This window comes from Ulvibacter sp. MAR_2010_11 (genome assembly GCF_002813135.1).
In the GTDB taxonomy this organism is placed as follows: Bacteria; Bacteroidota; Bacteroidia; order Flavobacteriales; family Flavobacteriaceae; genus Altibacter.
Genome location: NZ_PHTY01000001.1, coordinates 595,607 through 621,595 on the forward strand (window position 1 = coordinate 595,607; position 25,989 = coordinate 621,595).

The 25,989-nt window shown below is 39.3% G+C and carries 20 protein-coding genes and 1 tRNA gene; 7 read left to right on the forward strand and 14 right to left on the reverse strand.

The annotated features are described in order from the left end of the window. Positions 1–45: 45 nt before the first annotated feature. From ATE92_RS02860 to ATE92_RS02880, 5 genes are all read left to right on the forward strand, one after another. A complete protein-coding gene (locus tag ATE92_RS02860; protein WP_100802263.1) occupies positions 46–792 on the forward strand; it encodes a hypothetical protein in 747 nt (248 codons plus the stop codon). A 214-nt stretch (positions 793–1,006) separates the two neighbouring features. Further along, positions 1,007–2,842: a DNA adenine methylase gene (locus tag ATE92_RS02865; protein ID WP_100802264.1), complete on the forward strand. Its 1,836-nt coding sequence runs from the start codon at positions 1,007–1,009 to the stop codon at positions 2,840–2,842. After that, complete coding sequence (locus ATE92_RS02870; protein ID WP_100802265.1) at positions 2,842–3,222, forward strand: hypothetical protein; 381 nt, start codon at positions 2,842–2,844, stop codon at positions 3,220–3,222. The genes ATE92_RS02865 and ATE92_RS02870 overlap by 1 nt, the downstream gene beginning before the upstream one ends. 1 nt (position 3,223) lies before the next feature. Then, the gene (locus ATE92_RS02875) at positions 3,224–4,117 is read left to right on the forward strand and encodes a hypothetical protein (protein ID WP_100802266.1); all 894 of its coding nucleotides are present in this window, start codon (positions 3,224–3,226) and stop codon (positions 4,115–4,117) included. A 5-nt stretch (positions 4,118–4,122) separates the two neighbouring features. Beyond that, on the forward strand, positions 4,123–4,605 hold the full coding sequence (locus ATE92_RS02880; RefSeq protein ID WP_100802267.1) for a hypothetical protein: 483 nt from the start codon (positions 4,123–4,125) through the stop codon (positions 4,603–4,605). Positions 4,606–4,730: 125 nt separating this feature from the next. Here ATE92_RS02880 and ATE92_RS02885 read toward each other — a convergent pair whose 3' ends face one another. Continuing rightward, a complete protein-coding gene (locus ATE92_RS02885) occupies positions 4,731–5,012 on the reverse strand; it encodes a DUF2188 domain-containing protein (RefSeq protein WP_100802268.1) in 282 nt (93 codons plus the stop codon). A gap of 1,246 nt (positions 5,013–6,258) precedes the next feature. Continuing rightward, a tRNA-Met gene (locus tag ATE92_RS02890) sits at positions 6,259–6,331 on the reverse strand. A 222-nt stretch (positions 6,332–6,553) separates the two neighbouring features. On the opposite strand from ATE92_RS02890, the gene ATE92_RS02895 reads away from it, so the two are divergent. Then, on the forward strand, positions 6,554–8,107 hold the full coding sequence (locus ATE92_RS02895) for a hypothetical protein (RefSeq protein ID WP_100802269.1): 1,554 nt from the start codon (positions 6,554–6,556) through the stop codon (positions 8,105–8,107). Here the strand turns inward: ATE92_RS02895 and ATE92_RS02900 are convergent, their stop codons facing one another. From ATE92_RS02900 to ATE92_RS02920, 5 genes are all read right to left on the reverse strand, one after another. Then, the gene (locus ATE92_RS02900) at positions 8,108–8,290 is read right to left on the reverse strand and encodes a CPXCG motif-containing cysteine-rich protein (protein ID WP_100802270.1); all 183 of its coding nucleotides are present in this window, start codon (positions 8,288–8,290) and stop codon (positions 8,108–8,110) included. Then, entirely contained in the window at positions 8,290–9,612 is a 1,323-nt protein-coding gene (locus tag ATE92_RS02905; RefSeq protein WP_100802271.1) for a TolC family protein, read from the reverse strand. Before ATE92_RS02905 ends, ATE92_RS02900 begins: the two co-directional genes overlap by 1 nt. Next, positions 9,599–12,793, reverse strand: a complete 3,195-nt coding sequence (locus ATE92_RS02910) for an efflux RND transporter permease subunit (RefSeq protein ID WP_100802272.1) — start codon at positions 12,791–12,793, stop codon at positions 9,599–9,601. Before ATE92_RS02910 ends, ATE92_RS02905 begins: the two co-directional genes overlap by 14 nt. Before the next feature lie 2 nt (positions 12,794–12,795). Then, a complete protein-coding gene (locus ATE92_RS02915; RefSeq protein WP_100802273.1) occupies positions 12,796–13,935 on the reverse strand; it encodes an efflux RND transporter periplasmic adaptor subunit in 1,140 nt (379 codons plus the stop codon). Positions 13,936–14,020: 85 nt separating this feature from the next. Then, positions 14,021–15,937, reverse strand: a complete 1,917-nt coding sequence (locus tag ATE92_RS02920; RefSeq protein ID WP_100802274.1) for an ABC-F family ATP-binding cassette domain-containing protein — start codon at positions 15,935–15,937, stop codon at positions 14,021–14,023. Positions 15,938–16,016: 79 nt separating this feature from the next. On the opposite strand from ATE92_RS02920, the gene ATE92_RS02925 reads away from it, so the two are divergent. Next, a complete protein-coding gene (locus ATE92_RS02925; RefSeq protein ID WP_100802275.1) occupies positions 16,017–16,388 on the forward strand; it encodes a DUF983 domain-containing protein in 372 nt (123 codons plus the stop codon). A gap of 9 nt (positions 16,389–16,397) precedes the next feature. Here ATE92_RS02925 and ATE92_RS02930 read toward each other — a convergent pair whose 3' ends face one another. The 7 genes from ATE92_RS02930 to topA form a co-directional block, all read right to left on the reverse strand. Beyond that, entirely contained in the window at positions 16,398–17,438 is a 1,041-nt protein-coding gene (locus ATE92_RS02930; protein ID WP_157809541.1) for an FAD-binding oxidoreductase, read from the reverse strand. A gap of 98 nt (positions 17,439–17,536) precedes the next feature. Beyond that, on the reverse strand, positions 17,537–18,436 hold the full coding sequence (gldN, locus tag ATE92_RS02935) for a gliding motility protein GldN (protein WP_100802277.1): 900 nt from the start codon (positions 18,434–18,436) through the stop codon (positions 17,537–17,539). Positions 18,437–18,453: 17 nt separating this feature from the next. Beyond that, positions 18,454–20,013, reverse strand: a complete 1,560-nt coding sequence (gene gldM, locus ATE92_RS02940; RefSeq protein ID WP_100802278.1) for a gliding motility protein GldM — start codon at positions 20,011–20,013, stop codon at positions 18,454–18,456. 46 nt (positions 20,014–20,059) lie between these two features. Then, positions 20,060–20,701: a gliding motility protein GldL gene (gene gldL, locus ATE92_RS02945; protein ID WP_100802279.1), complete on the reverse strand. Its 642-nt coding sequence runs from the start codon at positions 20,699–20,701 to the stop codon at positions 20,060–20,062. A 55-nt stretch (positions 20,702–20,756) separates the two neighbouring features. After that, positions 20,757–22,130 carry a gliding motility lipoprotein GldK gene (gene gldK, locus ATE92_RS02950; RefSeq protein WP_100802280.1) on the reverse strand — a complete coding sequence of 458 codons (1,374 nt, stop codon included), beginning with the start codon at positions 22,128–22,130 and terminating at the stop codon, positions 20,757–20,759. A 114-nt stretch (positions 22,131–22,244) separates the two neighbouring features. Then, positions 22,245–23,408: a formimidoylglutamase gene (locus ATE92_RS02955; RefSeq protein ID WP_100802281.1), complete on the reverse strand. Its 1,164-nt coding sequence runs from the start codon at positions 23,406–23,408 to the stop codon at positions 22,245–22,247. After that, positions 23,408–25,906 (reverse strand): type I DNA topoisomerase, encoded by a 2,499-nt coding sequence (gene topA, locus ATE92_RS02960; protein ID WP_100802282.1) that lies wholly within the window; start codon positions 25,904–25,906, stop codon positions 23,408–23,410. The genes ATE92_RS02955 and topA overlap by 1 nt, the downstream gene beginning before the upstream one ends. Positions 25,907–25,989 lie beyond the last annotated feature (83 nt).

Here is a 25,989-nt window from a genome sequence, read left to right on the forward strand (position 1 = left end):
AATAATGATATTTTACAACCACTTCAATATGATTAAGAAAACTAAATGAAAATATCTTGGACTATTAATACAACCGATATTCATAAAATTAAAAAAGTTTTAAAGGAAAATAATAATGAATTTGTAAAAAGTAGAATAAAACTTAATGTCGAAAAAAAGAATGTGGAACTTAGTAAAGATGCTATTATCAAAAATTTATTAATGTGCTTATTGACTTCTCAACAACGTTCGAGTCCAAATTCTTTAGTTGGAAAATTTTTACAATTGAAACCTTTTCCAATAACGAACAAAAAAATTATTGAAACTGAAAACACAGAAATGTTTATTAAACAAATACTTCAGGACAACGGACTAACTAGATATATTAATAAAATCAGTATATACTTTTCCGACAACATTGGAAAGATTGTAAAAGATGACTGGAAGTTAATTGATAAGTTAGAATATTTAAATGAAAATCCATCAAAATTAGGTGAAAGGCAAATGGCTGATTATTTGAACGACCAATTTAAGGGATTTGGTCCAAAGCAATCTCGAAATTTTTTACAAGCACTCGGCCTGACCAAATATGAAATTCCAATTGACTCTAGAATAATAAGCTGGCTCAATAAATTTGGATTTCCAGTAAGTCTAACAGCTGCGGCTCTGAGTGACAAATATTATTATCATTTTGTGTTAGACGGGATACATGAATTATGTGAAAACGCCAAAATTTATCCCTGTGAATTGGACGCAGCAATTTTCTCAAGTTATGATATTGACCAATGGAAGTCGGAAAACAAAACAGTTTAAAAACCTTAGTTACTAAAAAAAGGTAAATGCCAGTTCGTATCATAATTATGATTTATACCAAAGAATATTCATAAATTTACACTTCTCCCTGATTTATTAATTTTAGCAGTTAACTTTCTTTGAATGGGTTTGTGTTTACATTATATTTGGCTTGGAGAAAAAAACTATTTATCAAGCATCAAAAATTTAGCTCTAAAAAGTAAATGTTTAAAATATGAGATATTACGGAGCAAAGACCAAACTTCTACCTTTTATTGAGAAGGCGGTAAAAGCAACTGGAGTTAATGGAGATTCTAATTTTGTAGATTTATTTGCTGGCACGACTGCTGTAGGACAACACTTTAAAAAATTAGGATATACTGTTTACTCAAATGATATGCTTGAGTTTTCATATGCTCTTTCAAAAACATATATTGAAACCAATCAACTACCCACTTTTAAAAAGCTTAAGAGCAAACTAAAGATTAAAGACAACAATCAACTTATTTTTGATTATTTGAATTCGATTGATGAGCTTAAAGAGGGGTTTATTTTCAAAAACTATTCACCTAATGGAGAAAGAAAATATTTTACAGATGAAAACGCTCTTAAAATAGATACATTCAGAGCAATTATACATGAATGGAAAGAAAACAAATTTATTAACGAATTAGAGTATTACTATTTAATTACGTCTTTATTACGCTCGGTTAATTTGGTAAGTAATGTTTCTGGAACCTATGGTGCATTTTTAAAAACTTGGGATAAACGAGCATTAAACCCTATAATATTAGAGCAAGTTCCAATTATAGAAAGTACTACTAAAAATAAAGCATTCAAAAGAGATGCGAACGATTTAATCAAAGAAATTAAGCCGGATCTATTATATCTAGACCCCCCATATAATTCACGTCAATACGCTTCTAATTACTTTATCCTTGAACTAATTGCAGAAGGTTGGTTTGAAAAAGAACCCAATATTTATGGAGTTACTGGGATGCGAGAATATGAACATCAAAAATCAGAATACTGCTCTAAAGTTAATGCATTAAGTGCTTTAGAAGATTTAGTATTAAACAGTTCAAAAGCTAAATATATATTTTTAAGTTACAATAATGAAGGTGTTATAGAACATCACAAAATCATAAAAGCTCTCGAAAGAGTTGGCGAGGTTGATACCTTAACAAAAAATCACAAGCGTTATAAAAGTATAAATCAAACAGTAAAAGATCCACAACTAACTTTTGAATATGTTTTTAAAGTTAAAACAAAGAAGACCATTAATAAAGTAAACAACTTATCCGGTAAAGAATGGCTGCAAAATTCTTTTAGTATTTGGAGAGAATTAGGAAAATCCGAAGAAGAAAAAAAATTAAAACACCCTGCTATTTTTACAATTAAATTGGCATCTAAATTAATAGATACTTTCTGCAAACCAAATGGCGGATTAGTATTAGACCCATTTGCTGGCTCTGGCACAACTTTAATAGCTGGTTTATTAAAAGAAAAGAATGTAGTTGGTTTTGATTTGAGCCAAAAATTTAAAGACTTATTTATTAAAAGAGTGACTGAATCATATAATTTCGATAATTATGGTTTGAACTCAAAATATATCATAAATGATTCCAGATTTTTATCAAATGATATTCATGAAAATTCTGTTGATTTATGTATTACTTCGCCACCTTATTGGGACATTTTAAATAGAAAGAGAACAGCTGATAATAAGGAAAATATAAATTACTCAGAAGATTATGAAGATTTAGGAAACATCGAAGATTATAATGAATTCTTAAAGGCACTTAAAGAAGTTTCAAGTGAAGTGTTTAAAGTTCTAAAGCCAAAATCTTATTACATTTTGAATGTAATGGATTTAAGAAAAAAAAGCACATTTTATCCCTTACACATTGACACAATAACTATCGCTAAAGAAGTTGGATTTAATTTAGAAGATTTAATTATTTGGGATAGACAACAAGAATATAACAATATGAGACCATTAGGTTATCCATATAAATTTATAGTAAATAAAGTTCATGAGTATTTAATCATTTTAAGAAAGCCAGAGTAATGACACCGCAAGAAATTCAACAAGCAGTAACTTATTTTAATTCAATAAGAAATTCTAATCGAATTCTTATAGAAGCAGAAATGAGACACATAGATAAAAGCCGATTTGACACCAAATATACTTTATTAACAGGAGTAGCTGTACCAGTTATTTCTAACGCACCACCATATTACGTTTGGGCTCCTCATGCCGACCCAAATTCAAAATGGGGAATTGAACTTCGCATATATTTTGTATCTGACAATACTGCTCCTGTTGTATTGATGGGTAGGGCTAAAAATAATAGTAGACACGGTTATAAGCATTTTGATAAAAGAATTAATTATAACAAACTAATTTGGGATCTTTTTGCAAATGGTTTCACTTTAGGTCCAAATTAATATGGAGAAAAATAAAATATCTAATTTTTTAACTCCAGATATTTCCTATTTACTTGGTTTAATTACAGGCAGAGGAGAAATTCAATACAATGTTGATATTAAAAGAATAGTTATTGATTTTGAGTATAAAACTCAAAAAGTTATCGCTGGAAGCCTATCATTAGACCAAAAATTACATATTCAAACAAGTCTTGACAGTGTTGTTATAAGATTGCAGAATATGGGAATTAATGTTCAAAAAGATGTTTCTGACAAAAAAATATCACTTGCCCTCAAATGGGAAAAAGAGGACATATCTTGGCTCTTCATCAAATTTTTAATAAATGGAACAAGATTTAGTTATCACAATTTTCAAATCCCTGAACCAATCTTTGATACATCAGACACAAATAAAAAGGAGTTTTTAAGAGGTTTATCTGACGTAACGGCTTATGTAAGAGATTCTAATAAAGACCAAAGAGGAAAACATCGTGTTTATATTGAAATTTCAAATAAGAATTGGTATATCCCACCCCAACTTTGCCAATTATTTCAATCGTTAAATATTGCTGTCCAATATATTGGTTATGGGCATCCAAATTTACGAAGCTCAAAATCCAAATCAACTACTACTTCTTGGGCAAAAGAACATCAAATGAAAATCTTCGCAGAAGATTTTGAAAAAGTAGGTTTCTATATTTCTCACAAAAATGAGGTTTTACAAGAATTGTCTGTTTACAACAAAAAAAACTTTACAAATAGCCAAAAACTTTGTGATGGAACATCACAAAGAAAAGCTTCTAAGAGAATTCACCCACACGAAACACACGAAAAATTACCCCAAGAACTACAAGGCAAGCATTTTAATGGATTTAAAGAAATCTGTAAATGTCTTTACTGCTATAAACAAAATTAGAGCAAATGTACGCCAACGAAATCGAAATGTACCCAGACATTATCAACTGGTTAGAGAAACGTTTAAATGAACAATTTGGAAAGAAATCAAAGAAAATAATTGTTTTAGATACTCACGATAGTGATTTGTTAAATTTCATAATTAATCTTAAGTATCAAAAATATTTTCCTGAATTTACAACCTTCAAAATTAGGCAAGATATCACTGGGTTTATAGAATATGAAGATAAAGTGGAACTTGTATTTGTTGAGTGCAAAAACGGATACTTAACTTTAATAAATCTTTCTCAATTAATTGGATATTCCTGTATTGCTTTGCCAATTTTGTCAATTCTCATTGCACCACAAGGAATGGGTACAACTTTGGTAAAATTACTTACATCATTCAATAGAAAAGATATTTTGGAATTTAGACCAAATAGAAAAATCCAAGTATTAAAATGGGATTTTAATAAAAAGGATATTGACCGAATGAATAGTGTTATATAATCAATAAGTATTTTTTGAAATTACATACAAACTAGTCGAGATAGAATAATTCAAAATATAACTATAGATTTATTCTCTTATTAATCCAATTAAGAGAACTCTTAATACTAGCTCAATCCACTACTTCAATCAAAACTCACCCTGTCTCTTATGGTCCCATCTTCTCTGTGGATGATCACATCCGCCTTCTTTTTTCGTGCAATGCGCTTGGCATTATCAATGGCTGTGCTTTGTTTGCGGTGTTTGGTGGTGATGCGTTTATTGCCTTCACGGCGTACCGCCCAATCACCCTCATAAGGCACCACATGTTGATGCCAGGTTCTGGGCGTTGCATTTTTCCGCGAACTCTCAAAGAGCACTTTAATTATTTCCAGCAGCGCTTTTAACCATGATTTTCCTTGAGACATTTTTTATGGGTTGGTTTTGTGAAGATAGTTATTTTAGTGAGATGTGAGTAGTGAGTAGTGAGTAGTGAGTAGTGAGTAATGAGTAATGAGTAATGAGTAAAGCTAAATTATTTCCTATTATATTAACTAATTCACTAATTAACTAATTAACTAATTAACTAATTAACTAATTAACCAATCCCTATTCCAAAGAAATTCCCTTTTGGCAGAATAGGTGCCGCAAAGCTCCGACCTGCCTGCATACCTTCGGCATGTAAACCGGCAGGCAGGGATTCAGTCCGCCAGAGACGGACGCGGAGTTTTAGAAAGTAATTATTTGAAGGTTTCCTTTTGCGCAGAATAGGCGGCCAAAAGCTTCGAAATCCAGGAATTCGCCCAATGCGAATGACGCGAAGTTTTGGGCGCGGTTCTTGGCTCCGCCAAGAAATTCCTCGCAAAAGGAAAAAGGTCGTTTTCTTTGTAACTTTCTTTTTGACCAGAAAAAGAAAGTTAAGTTTACAAAAGCTGAAATAAAATCTTAACGAAAGAGACTGGATTCATCCCGACTCTAAAAAGTCGGGATGATCCACAATGGTGGGGTTTAAAAGCAAATCCGATACAGGGTAACGATTTTTTATTTCAAAAAAATCTATAAGTATACTTCCCATTTTTCAAAATAAAAAATCGGGTTTCTGAAGAAACCGTATTTGCTTTTTTTGGGGACTGGATTCATCCCGACCCAACAAGTCGGGATGGGCCAGAGGGATGGCAGCCCAAATAAAACCAAAGCGCGAAGCGCTTTTATGGTTTTTTATGCCTTAAAAAAGCTGAAATGAAATAATTATTGATGACACTGGATTAACTCCTTCGCTTACTCAGTCGTTGGACCAGAATATGGGAAACAGCCCAAACAAAACCTAGGTCGTTCATCATTCAAGAAGATCAAAATACGTAAACGAGATGACTGGATTCATCCCGACCCAACAAGTCGGGATGGGCCAGAGGGATGGCAGCCCAAACAAAACCAAAGCGCTTCGCGCTTAAAGGCTTTTTTGTGCGTCCTCAAAAGCTGAAATTAAATAATTATTGATGACACTGGATTAACTCCTTCGCTTACTCAGTCGTTGGACCAGAATATGGGAAACAGCCCAAACAAAACCAAAGCGCGAAGCGCTTTTATGGTTTTTTATGCCTTAAAAAAGCTGAAATGAATTTCGCTTTTTTAAGGCACAAAAAAACCAGTTACTCCCGTAACTGGTTTTCTTTGTAGCGGGAACTGGACTCGAACCAGTGACCTTCGGGTTATGAGCCCGACGAGCTACCTACTGCTCTATCCCGCGATGTGTCTTTGCAAGAGAATTAAACTTTTCTCTTTGTTTGTTATTTTAAGTACTAAACCGGTAGGTACCCTGTCCCGTACTTGTTACGGGATACTGCTCTATCCCGCGATGTGGACGGCAAAGATACAAAGGATTTTGTGGATTCCAAGAAGTTACTTCATAAAATTTAACATACTATCATAAAGTTTTCTGCAGCAGGTGCTTATTTGCTATTTTTAAGCAATGAGAAACAAAACTTCCCTGCTTTTAAAAATTCTTGCTATACTCTTTCTGGTATGGGTCGCTATTTCTATTTCCCTAAATTTCCTGCTAAAATCCAAATTGCAAGACGCACTCGAAAAAGCCTCTACCGCAGAACGCTCCGTTTCGTACGAACACATAAATGTGCACTGGTGGAACGGCTCTGTTAGCTTGGACAACATACAACTCAGCTTTAAAGAAAAAGATTCGGTTGCGACACATACCCGTATTAACGTCCCCAAAACAAGCATCGACCACCTCAGCTATTGGGACTATCTCTTCAATGATGCCATCAATTTTAACCAAATCATATTCGACAACCCCAATATTGTACATTACAAAAACGCCCGCACCATAGATTCCGTTCCGCCTTCCGTCGAAATCCTACAACGGACTTTCGGCATCGAATCGTTTCAAATTAACAATGGCCGACTCACAATCCTGGAGCGTAAAAAGGATTCGCTAGTGATGGTTGCCGAAAATATTTCAGTATCGATTAAAAATGTGGCTATAACCGGCGAAACATTAGCCAATAACGTGCCGTTTAACTTTTCAGAATACACCATAAAAAGTGATTCAATCTTTGTAAAAATTGGTCTGTACGAAAATCTTTCAGCAAAAAATATTTCCATCAACAACCGTGTCGCAGGATGTACAAATATCCTTATGGAAACGAAAATGAGCCGCAGCCAACTCACCCAATCCATTGGGAAAGAAAGAGATCATTTTTACCTTACCGTAGATTCTCTTAGCTTGCTGCAACCCGATTTCGGATTGTCATCGCCTCAATTTTATTTGAAGAGTGCATTGCTGCGTCTTAGCAATCCGCATCTGGACATCTATCGTAACAAATTGGTGGCCGACGACCTAAAAATAAAGCCCATGTACAGCGAAATGCTGCGCAACCTACCCTTTCCCCTCACACTAGATTCGGTTGCCATTGGTAAGGCCGGAATTCACTATACCGAAAAGGTAAAAGAAGATACCCAGGGAGGTACGATTCAGTTTTCTGAAATCGACGCCGGACTGTCAAACGTGAGCAACACCTATTCGGCACCCACCAAAACCAATATCGATATCAAGGCCCTTTTTATGAAAAATACGCCTTTTCATGTAGCTTGGAATTTCGATGTGAATGATCCTGCCGATACCTTTATCTTTAAGGCCACCATTGGTAAATTAGCGGCCGAAAAACTCAACACCTTCACCGAACCCAACCTAAGAGTGCTTCTGGAAGGGGAAGCCGACAAAACCTTCTTTACCGTTTCGGGTGATAAAAATATGTCTCACGTGGATTTAAAAATCAAGTACGACGAATTTAAAGTCTCTGTGGTGAATGAGGACGGCAGACGGAAAAAATGGCTCACCTCCATGCTTGCAAATATTATTATTAAAAAGAACAGTGATAACGACGGGGATCCGTTTAGACACGGAAATGGTGAAATCGTCCGGACCAAAAACAAATCTTTCTTTAATTACATCTGGCTAAATGCCGAAAAAGGCCTGAAAAGTGCCGTTACCGGAGGAGATCGCTAACTATTGCTCTATATTTTTTACCGAAAGCGACACCAATTCTCCGCCTTCAAATCGAGGTGAAACTTCTATGGGATTACAGCATACCTCACAGTCCTCAATATAGGTTTGCTGAGTCACTGAAGTATCCAGTAACATCGAAATCTCTTCCCAGCAATACGGACATTGAAAAAAATGCTCTTCCATTACAATTCGGTGTTCAAAAGTTGCCCCGTTAATTGCAGTAATTCCAATTCAGCCAATTTGGCTTCGTATTTGGCCAAATTTTTATTGGTTCGGGCATTCAATAAATTTATCTGTGCCTGCCGAAGTTCCAACGAAGTAATCTGTCCCAGCTTATATCGTTCGTTAGAGCGTTCAAAATTATTGGTCGCCGTAAGCACATTTTTTTCCTGAAGTCTATAAATCGCCAATCTATTTTCATAATCTCCCCGGGCATTGGCAATGTCTCTTTTTACTTCTGAAATAATCTGCATTTTAAACAACTCCTCGTTCGAAGTTCGTATCCGCGCGTTTTTAACAGCGGTAATACCACTGCCTCCATCAAACAGACTCCACCGAAGCGTAACCCCCGCCGAAAATCCGGTGGTGGTGCTGGAGCTCGAAAAGTTTGTAGCCGGAAAATTCCCCTCATTCCAACCGTAAGCACCTGCTAACCCAACCGAGGGAAGATAGATAGATTTGCTCGCCTTGTAATCGTATTCGCTAATTTTAATATTCCTGTTGGCCTGCAACAGCCTTACATTATTGGTGTCTGCTGCCCGAATAAAGGCTTCCAACTGCAACGGATTGGAAAACGCAACGGTGGTATCGACACTAAATTGCCGCTCCAAATTCTCTTCATTGGTTACCACATTTAAATCCCGCTTGGCATTTTCCAATTGCTGCTTCGCATTCATTAAATTGATACTGTCTGTCACAATATCCACTTCGGCATTAAGCACTTCCAGTTTGTTTACTTGTCCGTATTCGAAGGCGTATTGGGCTCTGGTCAATCTATTTTTTGTATTCTGAAAGGTTTCGTCCAACACAGTGACATTTTCAGAAAGCCGGGCTACTTCAAAATATACCGTAAACAGCTGAAGCATTGTCAACTCTATGGTCTCCCGGGCTTGTAATTCACCCAAATTGTATTCTTCCTTCAAACGTTTGTAATCGTAATAACGCCCCATGCCGTCAAATAAGGTATAGGCCAGATTTACCGAAGCATTGTACCGGGTTGTTTCGGCATCCTGCACCGTACTTTCACTTCCGTCCTGAAAAGTAACCGTTTGATCTTCTATATTATAATTGGCACCCGCATTCCCTGTAAGAGAAGGTAAAAACCCCGAATTGAGCACACTTTTATTATTTTCGGAAATAGCCACATTATTCCTGGCGATTACAATCCCGAAATTGCGCTCCAGCGTTTCGGCAACAGCATCTTTTTTGGTAAGTAAGGGCGACTGTTGAGCCATAAGCCCACTCACACAACACAATAGAAAAAGGGCTATATTAATGTTCTTCATTTTGTTCTTTTATCGCGCGTTCTACTTCTTCTTTCGTCACTTTTTTCCCTGTAATTAGCCACTTCGACGTGGTTTTAAATCGATTGCTAAAGGATAAAAACAACGGCAACAGCAACAGCGTTAATATGGTGGCAAATCCTATTCCGTAGGCTATCGAAATCGCCATAGGCTTTAGAAACTGTGCCTGCCTGCTCTTCTCCAAAAGCAATGGTGCCAATCCGGCTATGGTAGTTAGGGAAGTTAAAAAGATAGCTCTGAATCTGGAACGCCCGGCTTCGTAAATAGCGTCGTCGAATTTCATCCCGTTGCGTAAATTTATATTGAACTTTCCAATGAGTACCAGCCCATCGTTGACCATAATTCCAATTAAAGCTATAATCCCCAACATCGATAAAATATTAATAGGGAAATTGTGAAACCAGTGTCCCCAGGCTACCGCCGGTAAACTGAACGGAATAAGCAACAGCAACAATAGCGGCTGACTATAACTTCTGAAGGTAAACGCAATGGTAATATAGATGAGCAATAAGGCAGTAAGACCTACCGGTTTTAGGGAGCCCATTAGTTTTCCTGCCTCTCTGTTCTGCCCTTCATACGACGGACTCACAGTTGGGTATTTTGAAAGTATCTCGGGCATGACATTTACCTTCAAATCTTCCAGAATTTCTGTGGCAGTAGTTTCCTCAACATCTTTTAGGTCGGCCGAAATTTGAATCTCCCGTCTTCCATCCAAATGATTTATTGCCACATCTCCTCTTTCGATGGTATAATTGGCAATTTCACTTAAGGGAACCCGGTTGCCGGTTGGGGTTGTTATGCGCATTGCATCCAGGTCGGTTATGGAAGAGCGGTTCTCACGATCGTATCGCACCCACACACGAATTTCATCCTGTCCTCGTTGAAAACGTTGCGCCTGACTCCCAAAAAAGCCCGCCCGTACCTGCGACATAATTTCGCGAAGGTTAAGCCCCAGTAAATATGCATTTTCCTTCAGTTCCAGTCTAATTTCCTTGATACCTGCCGGGTCGTTATCGGTTACATCTTTAAGCAAGGCGTTGCTTTCCATGGCCTCCTTCAGTTCCTTTTTAGCCGCTTTCAACTCGGTGATGTTATTTCCAAGCAAGGATACCGAAACCGGACTTCCGCCAAAATTTCCACCGCCACCAAAAACGAGACTTTCCACACCAAAAACGGGACCTACCAACTCGCGAAGTCTGCCGGTAACCAATTCAGAACTCACCTCATCGGGGCGTTCTTCTCCCGGTAGCAGGTTGATGGAAAGTGAAGCCGCCGAAGCACCCGGACCCACATTCTTGATAATGTTTTTAAACAACTCCTTGTCCGTGCCTTCCAAATACTCTTTGGTCATCTCTTCATTCACCAACCGAGCCTTTTCTTCAATAAAAGAAATAATACTGTCTGTTACCTTCTCATTGGTTCCGTTAGGCATATTCAACGTAACCTGTACCCTGTCGCTCGCAATCTGAGGGAAAAAGGTGGTACGTATAATTCCGCCTTCAATACTTCCCAACGTAAGGATCAAGAAAACCATGAAAAATGAAAATGTAAGAAATTTGTTTTCCAGAGAAAAACGCAACATAGGGCTGTAGATACGGTCTCGCAACCATCGCATAATCTTATCCCCAAAGGTATTGATATAACGCAATTTTGAAAAAACCTTGGCAATGCCCTTTTTGGGGGAGTTATCTACCGGCTGCAAGGCCTTTGAGTGCGCCAAATGCGCAGGTAGAATAATTAGTGCCTCGATCAAGGAAATCCCTAAGGTAAGTATTACAATTACCGAAACTTCCCCAAAAATATCACCAATCCGACCATCGAGAAATAAAAAGATCCCAAATGCCAGAATAGTGGTTATGATTGCCGAAACGATGGGAGGAATTACTTCCATGGTTCCATCGATGGCAGCCTGAATAGGTGGTTTCCCCCTTTCGTAATGCTGATAAATATTTTCCGCAATTACAATTCCGTCGTCTACAAGAATTCCAATTACGATGATCATTCCAAATAACGAAAGCACATTGATGGTCACGTCAAAAAATCCTGCCAGCATAAACATTCCCAGAAAGGCTACCGGTAGTCCAAATGCCACCCAAAAGGCGAGGCGCGTATTCAGGAAAAGTGATAAAAAAGCCAACACCAATATCATTCCAATAATGGCATTCTCAGACAATAATTGGGTGCGCTGTACCAGTGTTATGGAGCGGTCGTCTATAACATTTAGCTGCACATTGTTGTACTTATCGTTAAAATCGGCTATGTATTCTTTTACCTTGTCTGCTGAAGAAATTAAGTCTTCGGTATTGGTACTGGTAATCGATATCTCTACTGAAAGGTCGCCATTGTAATAGGTCGCATTGGGTGTTTCAGAAAAACGATCGCGAATTACAGCAACATCTTTTAGACGTACCGTTCTACCTGAAGCATCTGCTCGTACTACAATATTAGAAAGCTCATCCCCGTAATAGGAGCGATTATTGGCTCTAATAAGGTATTCTTCGGCATCGGTTTTTATGGTTCCTCCCGTCACCAAAATATTGGCATTGCTAACGGCTTGAGATACTTCCTCGAAGCTCATTCCGTAGGCCAGGAGGCTGCTCTCGTTAACTGCAATTTCTATTTCTTCCTCGGGATATCCGCTTATATTCACCTGTGAAATACCGTCAATAGCTCGCAAATCGTTTTCTATCTGCCTCCCTATTTGCTTTAAAGTACTTAGTGAAATGTCCTTCCCACTCACACCAAAACTAATGGTCTCACGTATCGCTTCTTGTTTGGCCACCACCAAAGGTTCCATGCCTACAGGAAAAGAAGGCACTCTATCCACCGCATTTTTTACCTCCAAGAGCATAAAATCGATATTCTTGCCCTTTTCAATTTCAATATTAATGGTTCCGCTATTCTCTCTCGATGTGGAAGTAACCCTATCTATCCCATCCAAACCCTTGAGGTTGTCTTCAATTTTTAGGACGATACCTTCTTCAACCTCTTGTGGTGATGCTCCCGGATAGGCAATGCTTACCGAAATATTTTTGGAATCCACCAAGGGAAAAAATGACGAATTTAACGACCATGCGCCGGCAAGTCCAAACAACAAGAATGCAATAACAATTACATTCACTGCCACGTGATACTTTATAAAATAAGCGATAACATTTCGCATAGTTATTCGGGTTTTACCAGAGAGTCTGTAGCTGTTTCCTTGAATTCCTTTACCAACATTCCGGCGTAGGCTCCGGGTATGGGTTTCGAAAGGATATGAGTTCCGTTAGGCACTCCTTTTACCACGACGGTTTTAGAAGAAAAATGTACAGGTTGCACCTCTACCACATCCAGAATACTGTCTCTTACTATAAATAACTGCGTTTCGTCCACCAATAATTTACGGGATATTTCGATAGCATTGGGTTCGCTTTTGGCCTGCAAAAGGGCTTCCAGATACATGCCTTCTTTTAAATTCTCACCTTTTACCTCAACAAACACCTTAATCGTCTGTGTTGCCTGATCAATTCTTTCATTTACACGACTCACTGTCCCGATATAAGATTGATCTCCCTCCAAGGTAGTTAGCGCCACATTTTCTCCAAGTTTTAATAGGTCGCTGTATTCTTTTTCTATGGCCAATTCGACCTCAAAAACGGAGGTGTCAATAAATTCGCCCAATTTTTGTCCTTGCCTAATTAAGGTTCCTTTGGTTACCAGTGCTTCGGTCACTACTCCGTTAAAAGGTGCCGAAATACCATACTTTCCCAGTCGTTGTTCCAAATTTTTAATATTGTAATAGGAAGTAAATACGCCTCGGCCAGTGATGAAATAATTTACATTATCGGAAGTAATCTCCGGCAGAGGAGGTGTGGATTTATTTACATCGATAGTAGTTAAATAGCGTTGCCAAACCGGAAAGGCTTCGGGATAATCTAATCGCAGATCGGGCATCAGGGAGGTGACAAGATTGTAAAACTCGCTCTTCGCAGCTTGTACCGATGCGTAATACTCCGAAGCATTTATACGCAGCAGGGTCTCGCCACTTCGGTAGGCTTGTCCGGCCTTAAAATCGCGAGCACTGCTTTGAAAAATACCCTGTACTTCCGAGTATAATTCCAATCGGTTTTTCGCCACCAGGATTCCGCTGGCGGGTATTGAAATAGTAATTGTTTTGTTTTCAACTGTTTCGATAAAAACAGTTTTTATCACCTTATCGGCTTTGGGTCTTTGTTTGGTATTGCTTTTTATAATGGCGTTGGCACCCAGAATGGCACCCACAATCAACGCAGCTCCAATAAAAATATTTATAATTTTACGCACATGTGAAATTTTACAACTTAGACTTTCAAAAATAGGTTGCGTTGCAACAGCAAAAGTTAAAACTATCTTAAATCTGTGCCTTTAGTCACGCCAAAGTTTCCAATTTAAGCGTCACTTCCTCCCACTCCTGCATAAGCTGTTTTAGTTTGTCCTTCTTCGCCTGATAGTGGTCAAAAAAGTGCGGCTTGGCAATAGTGCGATCGTAATTGATAATCATTTCCATATCAATTTCCTTGATTTCGCGTTCCAACTTATTGATGTTGGCCTCAATCTTGCTGAGTTTGTTCGTAAACGATTTTAGGCGCTTCTGATTTTCGTAATCTTGCTTCCCGCCGCTTTCTTTTGAAGTTGCTTCGGAAGCATTCACGGTGCGTTTTTCGGCTTCTCGTAAATTCTGAAGGTTACGTTGTTCCAGGAAGTAATCGATATCTCCCAAATATTCCTTGATCTTATGATCTTTAAATTCGTATACCTTATTCCCCAATCCCTGCAGGAAATCCCGGTCGTGAGAAACCAAAAGCAAGGTGCCTTCAAATTTTCTCAAAGCCTCTTTCAACACGTTTTTTGACTTAATATCCAGGTGATTGGTAGGTTCATCCATCACCAACACATTAAAGGGTTGCAATAACAATTTGGCGAGTGCCAATCTGTTGCGCTCTCCCCCACTCAACACACGCACATACTTGTCTACCTCGTCGCCTCTAAACAAAAAGGAGCCCAGTATATCCCGAACTCTCGCCCTGTTCTTTTCGTTGGCGGCATCGATCATGGTATCCAATACCGTTTTGCTGCCATCCAGATATTCAGCCTGATTCTGAGCGAAATAGGCAATCTGCACATTGTGTCCCAGTTTCAGCTTTCCGCCGTGTTCTATTTCGTTGACAATAATTTTGGCCAGGGTAGATTTTCCCTGTCCGTTTTGCCCCACAAAGGCAATTTTACTGTCGCGCTCCACCAACAGATTGATGTTTTTAAGCACTTCCTTTTCGCCGTAACTTTTTGAAATATGCGAGGCTTCAATCACCACCTTCCCGGGAACTACCGAAATAGGAAAAGTAAGACTCATTACACTGTTGTCGTCTTCGTCTACCTCAATACGGTCTATTTTGTCTAATTTTTTAATAAGCGACTGCGCCATGGTAGCCTTACTGGCTTTGGCACGGAACTTTTCAATAAGCTTTTCGGTTTGTTCTATCTGCTTCTGCTGATTCTTTTGTGAAGCCAATTGCTGTTCCCGCAATTCGGCACGCTGAATTAAATATTTCGAATAGGGCTTGTTGTAATCGTAAATCTTTCCGAGGGAAATTTCGATGGTGCGGTTGGTGACGTTATCTAAAAACATCTTATCGTGAGAAACCACAACCACAACGCCCGGGTAGTTCTTCAGGAATTCCTCCAACCACAAAATAGATTCTATATCCAGGTGATTGGTAGGCTCATCGAGCAATAAAATATCGTTGTTCTGAAGTAAGAGTTTTGCCAATTCAATTCGCATACGCCATCCCCCGGAAAAGGTTTCGGTGAGCTTCCCGAAATCTTCCCGAAGAAAACCCAAACCTTGCAAAATCCGTTCGGTTTCTCCTTGATAATTGTAGCCCCCGTGAATTTCATACTGATGCTGAATTTCGTTGAGATCTACCATGAGTTGGTGATAGATATCACTCTCGTAATCGGTACGGGTTGCCAATTGGGTGTTGATGTTTGCCAATTGCTTTTCCAGCTTTTTAATTTCGGTAAAAGCCTCGTAGGATTCTTCCAAAACCGTGCGGCCTTTGGTAAAATCGATGTCCTGCTTTAAAAATCCAATGCTAATTTCTTTATCGGTTGCAATAGAACCCCCGTCGTATTCCTGTTCTTTGGCAATAATGCGCAATAAGGTGGATTTTCCGGCTCCGTTTTTACCCACCAATCCTACGCGGTCTCCCGGCGTTAATTGGAAGGTAATTTTTTCGAATAAATAGTCTCCTTGAAAAGAAACCGAAAGATTATGAATGTTTAGCATGATAAAGGCAAAAATTTTTGCAAAGATGCTTAATTTTGCAGTGCAAAAAAAATGCTTCCCTCCTTCTTAAGAAATAAATATGAAAGGATCCAAACTCTACAGTATATTTACCGGTACCTGTCCCGTGTGTCAAACCGGGAAAATGTACAAAACAAACAATCCGTACCGCTTTTCCGAAACCTTAAAAATGCACGACAATTGCCGGCATTGCGATACAAAATTTAAGATTGAACCTTCCTTTTTCTACGGTGCGATGTACGTGAGCTATGGTGTGGGAGTGGCAATTGCCATTGCGGCTTTTATAATTGCCAATCTACTATTTGGCATGGGAAGACTAGAAACCTTTGCAGTAATTATTATCTCGTTGGGGGTTTTATTTCCGCTAATAATGCGTCTTTCCCGAAATATCTGGATTAATTTTTTCTTTAGTTTCGACGAAACTAAGGTGTAATAGCAGTTTCTAAAATCTCCCGATGTCCAGTTCCTTTGGAAGTGGGATACCCTCTTCTAAGTACTCGTACAGCATTTTGGCCAGCAAAGGCGCCATAAGGATGCCTCGAGTGCCCAAACCGTTTAAAAACGCCTTATTTGAATCTCCGGACAAGGTACCCAACAAAGGGCGTCTGTCTTTTGTAGTAGGTCGAATTCCTGTAACCTGTTTAATTATTTTGAAGTCACAGCGAATCATTTGATTTAATTTCGAGCTAATTTCTTCTTTTGCAGCTTCGGTGGGTGTTGCCGAAACGTCATCCCTGCTGTAGGTAGCGCCTACCTTATACAAATGGTTGCCCAATGGAATAATAAACATTCCCCCTTTTAGGATGGCATCCAGCTGAAGCTCCGGTGCTTCAATAATTAAATACTCTCCTTTATTCGGAATGAGCAGTTGCTTCGGAAAAAAGGGATTGTGAAGTGCTGCAGCGCCTTCGGTGAAAACGATTTTTGCCGCAGCCCGGTTTTTGTATTGAAGTGAATTTTGAGTTTCCCGGAGCGCATCGTATTGAAATGCTTCGGTTATTAACTGATGGTTTTTCAGCAAGTATGCTTTGTATTTCTGAAGCAATTGAACTGTATCGATCTTTCCCGAAACGCTCACCTTTCCGAAGCCAAAGGGTGCATTGACAGCGTTAAATGTATTCGGAACAATTTTGGAAGTCAAAAATGGAGCCAGGGCAATTTTATCACCGGCAACGGTCCAGTCGTTTTGCTCTTCGGCATTTTTAAGTATTCTGAATACGGGCTGCATCTGGACAAAGGATTCCTTTAGTTTTACAGATAAGGACTCATAAAACGGAAGCGCTTCCTTTAAAAATTCCCCGGCCTTCCATGCTGCGGTAAATCGCTTTAACACCACCGGATTAAAAACTCCCCCGGAAACTTCGGTAGACCCCGAAGTGTCCGAATCGTACACCACAAACGATATGCCGTGCTTTTGCAACTGTTCGCAAAAGGCAAGACCTGCGATGCCCAGCCCAACAATAATGTAATCTGTTTTTATCACAGACCAAAGATACTTTGTTTCTTGAAAATGAAGCCCAATAAAAAACCCTCTTCGACATTTGCCTTAGAGGGTTTCAACTATAACTTAACTTGTGAACTTTAGTAGTTCCACATATCAATTTCGATATTTCTAATCTGTTCCAGAATTCTATCGGACTCCAACAACTGCATCAATGCATTATCACTGATGTAGTCTGATACGTTACGATCACCTTGTACGTTGTCTTCCTTGTAAATCACACCGTGAAAACGTCTGGAGTTCAACAAATGATCGAAGGTAATAGGCTGCGATGTATTCTTACGGTTAAACGCTTTGGCCTCATGTAACACATCCCGTGCTGCCGGAAACCATACCCAGAACAATTCTACTTTACTGTCGATGTTGTCATCGGGGAAAGCTTTAGATCGGGCTTCATTTGCAACTGGGCAAATACCCAATAGGCGGTATTTTAATTCCCCCTGACGCTTGTCCATATACCAGTATCCACGTATTCTCCATTCTTCAACATCACCAGCATCCAGATTGAATTTTCTCACGTATTGCTCGTCTACAGTACCTTCGGCATTTAATTGCTCAATACCTAAATCGGTTGTATCGCTGTATACCAAAGAAGCTTCAATATCCTTTAGGGTACGTTTCTCAGTAAAGTAAGAATCTGCATACACATGTTCTATTTCACCATTCTTAATGGCTTTAACTAGCACATCGTATAGTGACCGTCTATCGGCTCCAATGTTGTTTGTATCGATAGGATAGTACAACGGGAAGTTCACTCTTTCATCGAGATCGATTATTTCCCATGTTGTTCTGGACCATAGCACATCACGCTCATCCGTATAACCATAAGGCAACGGCTTGTCATTATCGTAGGCAATTTGTGCTTCAGTTTTTTTGCCTATCTCTTCGGGAGTTTTTGCATTCAATATATTAAGCTGCGCAGAAGCGCTAAAGCCTAACAGAGTTACAAAAACACATAAAACAACATTCTTAAAAGTCATAAAAAACAGATTTATTACTAGTTTGTCAATTCAATAATTACGGGAGATGTTTTCTTAAGAACAACAGAACTTCCCTCTACTTTTGCATTGATATCAAATATTTGAACGGCATCACCACGTCCTGCTCTACGCAAGGCGCCTTGTGCAGCACCATCCAATCTTGTTCCATTTACACGAACAGTTGGCTGACCTGATACTTTAAAGCTAAATCCGGTAACGTTCAATTTAACGTCGAAATCGAAGTCGGGTAATACAGCAGAGATGGTTGAAATTTCCAATCCTTGACGCTGCATACGTACAATTCCTGTTTCTCCACGAATAGCTCCAAGTGGTGGCGGGATATCTTTAATACGGAATTCGGAAGAAGAACTTACGGGCTTACCATCAGGTAAAGTACCGCTAGCTGTAATATTTACAGTTCTACCACTTCCGGGGCGCATTACATACTTGCTACCTCCTACTGGAGATAAACCGGTACCGCTTGCACGAACTTTATTGTCGGGAATACCGGGAATAGATACCGTCATTGGGTTATCAACACCACGATATACCACGTTCATCTTATCGGCAGCAATAACCGCCGAATTTGGTAAGGCAATAGTAGCAAAGCCTGTTTCCACTTTAACTTCGGTTTCTTCACCTTCTTCTCCATAGTATAGCATTCCTTCGATCTTGTGATCACCGGGACTTCCTGCTCCAATTTTCATCACAATACGTCCTCCGGCAATATCGTAGTCGGTTCCACGTACTAATTTACGTCCATCTAAAGTTAACTCTTCTCTTTTTGGTACTGTGTTGGGATCAACACGTCCTAGGATGATAGAGCCATCAAAAGTTTCTCCGGGATAAAATGCAGTTTTCTTTACGGTCATAAACGACTCGTAATTTTTAAGGGCCAAGGCATCTGCCTGTTGACCTGCTAACATTTTACCAAGTAATTCGCTCTTAGTGGTTTTAACATCGGACTGGATTTGAGTTAATTTTGTTTTGGAAGCCACTAATGGGAAACCTTCAAAATTATAATTGATCCAATCGATTTTCTTCCCATCTCTGTTGGCAACAGGAGTTGTGGAGAAATTCGCTTCGATAGAACTCTTCAAATCGGGATAATCATCTCCTAATACCGCTAACATTTCGGTTCTATACTTATTGATATTATCAATAAATTTTTGTCCGTCCGGTTTTAGTTTGTCTCCCTGGAAGAATTTTCGATCTAAAAAGTCAGGTTTGTCCTGTACCTCATAATCGTCTGCATCTTCAGGTTTTAATGTTCCCATCATTTCAGACTTAATTCCTTCAAGATAAACGTCTAATTCGTCCGAAATAGTGCTCACCTGATCTGCCTTAACCTTTAAGGCAGCATATTGTTCGGGGGCATCGGTTGCCTTAGTACCCAAACTTTCCATAAAGGCGTTATTTCGGGCTGTGGTGGCAACGTTTCCTTCTGCTATTTTTTTGTCGAGTAGTCCAAAAGCAGATAGAACTTCTTTGGACATGTTTAATGCAAGCATCGCGATGAAAACCAGATACATCAGGTTAATCATCTTTTGCCTTGGTGATAAAGCTCCTTTAGCCATATTCTTTTAGTTTTTTGTTGTTAATAAAAGTTAGTCTAATAGGAAATTAATTTCTATTGGTCATAGCAGAAAGCATTCCACCGTATACTCCATTTAAGGAAGATAGGTTGGTAGCCAAGTGCTCCATCTGTTGTTTTAGTTGTTCTGCATTTTCAACAACGCGTTCGTTTACTTCTGCTTGACGGCTGTTAGATTCAACCTGAACCTTATACAAGCTGTTTAAAGATTCCATTTGCGCAGCGGCCAAGGCCATTTCTTCGCTGTATTTTTTTGTTGAGCTCATAGCTTCGGCAGTAGGGGCCATTCCTTTCACGGCACCTTCGAAATTACGGATACCATCGGTTAAGCTACTCATTAATTCTGAATCGATTCGGGCATCCTTCAGCATTTCATCTAATTTTTTAGACAGCAAGCCTTGAGGATCTTCTTTTTGTTTTTTCTCACCGGCCATACCTCCTGCTAATTCAGGATAAACTAAAGACCAGTCCAAATCATCTTCTACCGGTTCGAAAGCAGAGATAGCAAAAATAATAGCTTCAGTAATTAAACCAATTGCCAACAAAAGACCTCCATTTAGGGGTCCTAATTCCCAGTGAAGAATTTTAAATAAAGCTCCTAAAATTACAATAGAAGCTCCAAGCCCGTAGGCCATATTAAATAATTTCTTTGATGATCTTGATTGTGCCATAATACAATAGTTTTTAGTTAAGTTAAGATTTAGTTTTTTCTATGTTGTTGAGAGGTTATCTAGCGTCTCCTAGTTTTTCATTGAGTACTACATCGGTTCCCATGTAATCTTGTACAGTACGGAATCCAATATAGCTTCTTGCAGAATCTGCATATTCGTAATCACGAGAACTTACCTGTAGGAAGTAAGCAACATCCTTCCATGATCCTCCTCGTACTACTTTACGAGCGTTATCTTCGTCGTTTACGTTAGGGTTCATTGTAGAGGTATACTCATAAGATGCAGCATCGTAAGAAGAAGCCACCCATTCGCTTACGTTACCTGCCATATTGTACAGGTTGTAATCGTTAGGTTCGTATGCGTCTGCTTCAACAGTATACAGTGCCTGATCTGCTGCATAATCACCTCGTAATGGTTTAAAGTTTGCCAGGAAACAACCTCTGTCGTTTTTAGCATACGGTCCACCCCAAGGGTAGGTGGCAGATTCCAGACCACCACGAGCGGCATATTCCCATTCTGCTTCACCCGGAAGACGGAATGAATTTACATGGTTACGCTTTCTCGATTTTTGGTATGAGTTCTTATATAATGTTCTCCAGGCACAGAATGCCTTGGCCTGCTTCCAGTTTACACCCACAACAGGATAATCCCCATAAGCCTCATGCCAGAAATAATCGTTGTGCATGGGTTCATTATAGGAATAATTAAAATCTTTAATCCAAACGGTAGTATCAGGATAGATACTTACCTCTTCTTTTTTAATAAAGTCTTTTCTTCTTTTAGTCTTATCTCTTGCAGCCGCCTGAATGTCCATATACGTATACTGGAACTTCAATTTTTCCACATCGATGGTACGTTGCCCGTTGTAGGCTTCTTCGGCAGGGATATACATAGTATCCATTACTTCAGAATAGTACTCATCGGGATACTCGGCTGTGTCCCAAAATAAATCGATATCCCGATTAATTTTTCTACCGGCATAGTAATCTTCACCCATACCGTAGTAGTTGTCGTACATGTATTGGTCGTATGGGGTCATTTCTTCATTCTCTTGATCGACAAAGGCAAAATCACCAATACCTCCGTCTCCCGGAGTGGCACCTACCTCATCGGCCAGAATGGCTAATTTTAGTCGAACCGTAGAATCCCGCACCCAGTTTACAAACTGGCGGTATTCTGCATTCGTAATTTCGGTCTCGTCCATATAGAAAGACCTAACCGTTACCGTTTTCGTGGGGGCATCGTTTACCGCTACAAAATCATCGTCTGCCTTACCCATGATGAAAGAACCACCAGGGACAAGCGTCATTCCGTAAGGCTTTTGTGGATACCATTTTTTGCCTTTTGCTCCTACAAGTTCTCCCCTGTCTCCAGAGTTACAACTAAACAAAAACGCAACAATCGCAGTTAATGCAATAAACTTCTTCATAGGTAATTAGGTTAAATTTTCGAGATTCAAGGGCGTAAACCTATTTATAAAATTTTAAAAAAACAACAATTTTCTTAAAAAACCCTTAAAGCTTCTTTTACTTAGTTCGTTTGGTTATACTTCATTCTTTCGGCGGGCTTTATACCACCGCTCAGGAATCTCCTGATTTGTTGCACTCAAATATTCGCCATAAGTGCAAGGTAATAACGTTCTACTTTTTAATTTATTATTAACATTTGAAATAAAAGGTAATTCTATCCACCAACGGCCTGTTTTATTACTTTTTTTAAATAGTAACACCTCGTCGTCTACCGGTACCTTATAAGTAGTGTACAATTTTTCATTATCGAATGCCTCATCGGCGATTCTGAAATTTACACCTTCTACAAAATACCACAGCATCTGCGCCACCAACATGGCGGCACTCTCCGAACCACTGTAATCGGACAATTCATAGATTCCAAATGAGGTGGCTCTATTGCTTATTCCGGCATAACGCGCTATGGCACAAATCTCTCTTCCATCAAAACCATTGGGGCTCGCACTATTTTTATAACTTAATTCTGCACTTTTTATTGCCGTAACATCTATCGCAACTATATCGGTATTGCGCAGTATAGGTTCCACCAAGGTAATATCTGCAGTTACTTCCCCCAACCTGTAGGCATCGAAATACAATTTTTCCATAAGTCCAATCTCTTCCGGCGGATTGAAATAAGACTGATACCCAATAGTACTATAATTAAATAAATTATAAGGCTTGTCTACGATAATCTTTCCAACATACGATTTGTTTGAAATAGGCTTATCGGCATCTCCCAAATCGAAATTACAGTCTACATTCACCATATTCACCATAGTTCCTATGGTATCATAGGCTCTGTACTGTGCATATAGCAAATCCTGACTGCCTCCAAGTAGTAAGGGAATTATCTTTTTTTTCAGCAAGGCTTCCACCACGGTTCGCATGGCAAAATAGGTATCGTTTACCGTCTCACCTTTTACAATGTCCCCCAAATCCACAATTTTATGCGACCAGTTGCCCGGATACAATCCATAAAATGCTTTTCGGAAGGCTTCAAAGGAGATTTCTTCTCCAATAAAATTTACGTCGTTACGATTTTCGCGTATTCCCAGTAGTGCAAATTTTACATTGGTAAGATCGGGAAGCTCTCCTTTCTTATAATGTCCTGCAATTTGTTTCCCCAATACACCAACGGGCAAGATTTCTCTGTGCGCCAGAACCGACTTCGAAATAGGATTGAGAAATTCTATCATTATTTTTTCTTGGCTGTGGTTTTCTTTTTAGCAGCTTTTTTCTTCTTAGGGGCTTTTTTCTCCAACAACTCCTGCGCCTCCTCTAAGGTAATTTTTTCGGCTTTGGTAGACTTTGGTAATTCTACTTTGGTTTTCCCTTTTATTAAATTGAAACGTCCCCAACGTGCCTTTTCAATTCGGATACCTTCTGCAGGCCATTCGTTTATCAACTTATCAATCTCCTTTTGCTTTTTATCTTCAATAAGCTGTTTTATATCTGCTTCGGAAAGATCGTCGAAGTCATACTTTTTGTTCACATTAATGAACATTTCATTCCATTTAATAAAGGGTCCGAAACGTCCCGTTCCTTTCTGAACCGGCAATCCTTCATATACATATATAGGTGCATCGGCCTTTTTCTTTTCGGCAATCAATTCTTTTGCCATCGCCATATCCACATCCAAGGGGTCGATTCCTTTTGGCAGGGAGATAAACTTTTTACCAAACCGCACATAAGGTCCAAATCGGCCGTTATTCACCTCTACTTCTTCTCCTTCAAACACTCCCAGGTCTTTTGGTAGTTTAAACAAATCCATCACTTCTTCAAAAGTCACCAAATGCAACTGCTGATCGGGGCGGAGACTTGCAAATCTTTTCTCCTCGTCATCGGGGGCTCCAATTTGTGCCATAGGACCAAATTTACCCAAACGCACCAAAACAGGTCTCCCTGTTTCAGGATCGTCACCTAAAATACGCTCCCCGCTTTCACGTTCGGCATTTTCGGAAACATCTTCTACACGGGGATGGAACTTGCCGTAAAAATCCTTCATCATCTGCTTCCATTCCTCTTTTCCTTCCGCAATATCATCAAAATCCTGCTCGACTTTGGCGGTAAAATTATAATCGAGAATATTTTCGAAGTGATCTACCAAAAAGTCGTTTACAATTAGACCAATATCGGTGGGAACCAGTTTCCCTTTATCACTTCCAACAGTTTCCTTTAAATTCTTTTCTTTTACGCTTTCCTTAGCTAGCGTTAGCTGAAGATATTTTCGTTCTACACCTTCTATACTTCCTTTTTCTACATAATTTCTATTGATAATCGTCGAAATGGTAGGTGCATAGGTAGAAGGACGACCAATTCCCAGCTCTTCCAGTTGTTTTACCAATGAAGCTTCGGTATAGCGATACGGCGGACGTGTAAATCGCTCTGTTGCCGTGATGTATTCATTATCCAAAGCATCGCCGTTGGATAATTTGGGAAGCATCCCTTCCTGTTCTTCTTCTTCAAAATCGGTTCCTTCCAGATATACTTTAAGAAAACCGTCAAATTTTATCATCTCCCCGTTGGCAGTAAAATGTTCCGAAACCGCTTCCGAAGCTTTTATAGCAATCTTAACGTTGGTGCGTTCCAGTTGTGCATCGCTCATTTGGGATGCCAAGGTTCGCTTCCAAATTAAATCGTACAATCTGGTCTGGTCGTATTCGCCTTCAATAGACTGTCGTGACATGTCGGTGGGACGAATCGCTTCGTGAGCCTCCTGTGCACCCTTCGATTTACCTTTAAAATTTCTCGGGAAGCTGTATTCTTTTCCGTAGGAAGATTCAATTTCTTTTTGAGCTGCGTTTTTTGCTTCGTTCGACAAATTCACACTGTCGGTACGCATATAGGTAATGAGACCCGCTTCGTATAAACGTTGTGCGATGGTCATGGTTTTCCCTACTGAAAAATATAATTTTCTGGCTGCTTCCTGTTGCAGGGTTGAGGTTGTAAAAGGAGGTGCCGGAGATTTTTTGGCCGGTTTTTTTACCAAATCTGAAACCTTATACGAGGCTCCTATATTTTTCCGAAGGAATTCTCGCGCTTCCGCTTCGGTATCAAAATTCTTAGGCAGTTTTGCTTTAAAGCTATTCCCTTCCGAAGTAATAAATTCGGCATCAATTCTATACGAACCTACAGCAGTAAACGCTTCAATCTCACGTTCGCGTTCTACAATTAAACGCACCGCAACAGATTGCACTCTCCCGGCAGACAAGCCACCCTTTACCTTACGCCATAAAACAGGAGACAATTCATATCCCACCAAACGATCCAGAACTCTTCGGGCCTGTTGTGCATTTACAAGATTGTAATCTATCTGACGTGGATTTTCAATGGCCTTTAAAATGGCCGACTTGGTAATTTCGTGAAAAACAATTCGCTTGGTTTTGTCTTCCTTCAAGTCCAAAGTTTCGGCAAGGTGCCACGCGATGGCTTCTCCTTCCCTGTCCTCATCACTTGCCAGCCAAACCATATCGGCTTTTTTGGCGAGTGCCTTTAGTTCCTTCACCAGTGCTTTCTTATCGCTCGAGACTATATATTTAGGTGTAAAATCGCCATCTACATCTACGCCCAACTCCTTGGAAGGCAGATCGGCAATGTGCCCGAAACTGGACGCTACCTTAAAATCTTTTCCGAGAAATTTTTCAATGGTTTTTGCTTTCGCAGGCGACTCAACAATCACTAAATTCTTTGCCATATTCAATTTGTTTGGGGTACAAAAGTATCTTTTTTTTTTAATAGTGACTTTGAACCTCAAAAAATTAGGTTTCTCTTAACACC

Coding starts and splice junctions, on each gene's coding strand:
- ATE92_RS02860 (WP_100802263.1), top strand. CDS start 46: ATGAAAATATCTTGGACTATTAATACAACCGATATTCATAAAATTAAA.
- ATE92_RS02920 (WP_100802274.1), bottom strand. CDS start 15,937: ATGCTAAACATTCATAATCTTTCGGTTTCTTTTCAAGGAGACTATTTA.
- ATE92_RS02910 (WP_100802272.1), bottom strand. CDS start 12,793: ATGCGAAATGTTATCGCTTATTTTATAAAGTATCACGTGGCAGTGAAT.
- gldM (WP_100802278.1), bottom strand. CDS start 20,013: ATGGCTAAAGGAGCTTTATCACCAAGGCAAAAGATGATTAACCTGATG.
- ATE92_RS02880 (WP_100802267.1), top strand. CDS start 4,123: ATGTACGCCAACGAAATCGAAATGTACCCAGACATTATCAACTGGTTA.
- ATE92_RS02955 (WP_100802281.1), bottom strand. CDS start 23,408: ATGATAGAATTTCTCAATCCTATTTCGAAGTCGGTTCTGGCGCACAGA.
- ATE92_RS02875 (WP_100802266.1), top strand. CDS start 3,224: ATGGAGAAAAATAAAATATCTAATTTTTTAACTCCAGATATTTCCTAT.
- gldK (WP_100802280.1), bottom strand. CDS start 22,130: ATGAAGAAGTTTATTGCATTAACTGCGATTGTTGCGTTTTTGTTTAGT.
- ATE92_RS02900 (WP_100802270.1), bottom strand. CDS start 8,290: ATGGAAGAGCATTTTTTTCAATGTCCGTATTGCTGGGAAGAGATTTCG.
- ATE92_RS02905 (WP_100802271.1), bottom strand. CDS start 9,612: ATGAAGAACATTAATATAGCCCTTTTTCTATTGTGTTGTGTGAGTGGG.
- ATE92_RS02895 (WP_100802269.1), top strand. CDS start 6,554: ATGAGAAACAAAACTTCCCTGCTTTTAAAAATTCTTGCTATACTCTTT.
- gldN (WP_100802277.1), bottom strand. CDS start 18,436: ATGACTTTTAAGAATGTTGTTTTATGTGTTTTTGTAACTCTGTTAGGC.
- ATE92_RS02870 (WP_100802265.1), top strand. CDS start 2,842: ATGACACCGCAAGAAATTCAACAAGCAGTAACTTATTTTAATTCAATA.
- ATE92_RS02865 (WP_100802264.1), top strand. CDS start 1,007: ATGAGATATTACGGAGCAAAGACCAAACTTCTACCTTTTATTGAGAAG.
- topA (WP_100802282.1), bottom strand. CDS start 25,906: ATGGCAAAGAATTTAGTGATTGTTGAGTCGCCTGCGAAAGCAAAAACC.
- ATE92_RS02885 (WP_100802268.1), bottom strand. CDS start 5,012: ATGTCTCAAGGAAAATCATGGTTAAAAGCGCTGCTGGAAATAATTAAA.
- ATE92_RS02925 (WP_100802275.1), top strand. CDS start 16,017: ATGAAAGGATCCAAACTCTACAGTATATTTACCGGTACCTGTCCCGTG.
- gldL (WP_100802279.1), bottom strand. CDS start 20,701: ATGGCACAATCAAGATCATCAAAGAAATTATTTAATATGGCCTACGGG.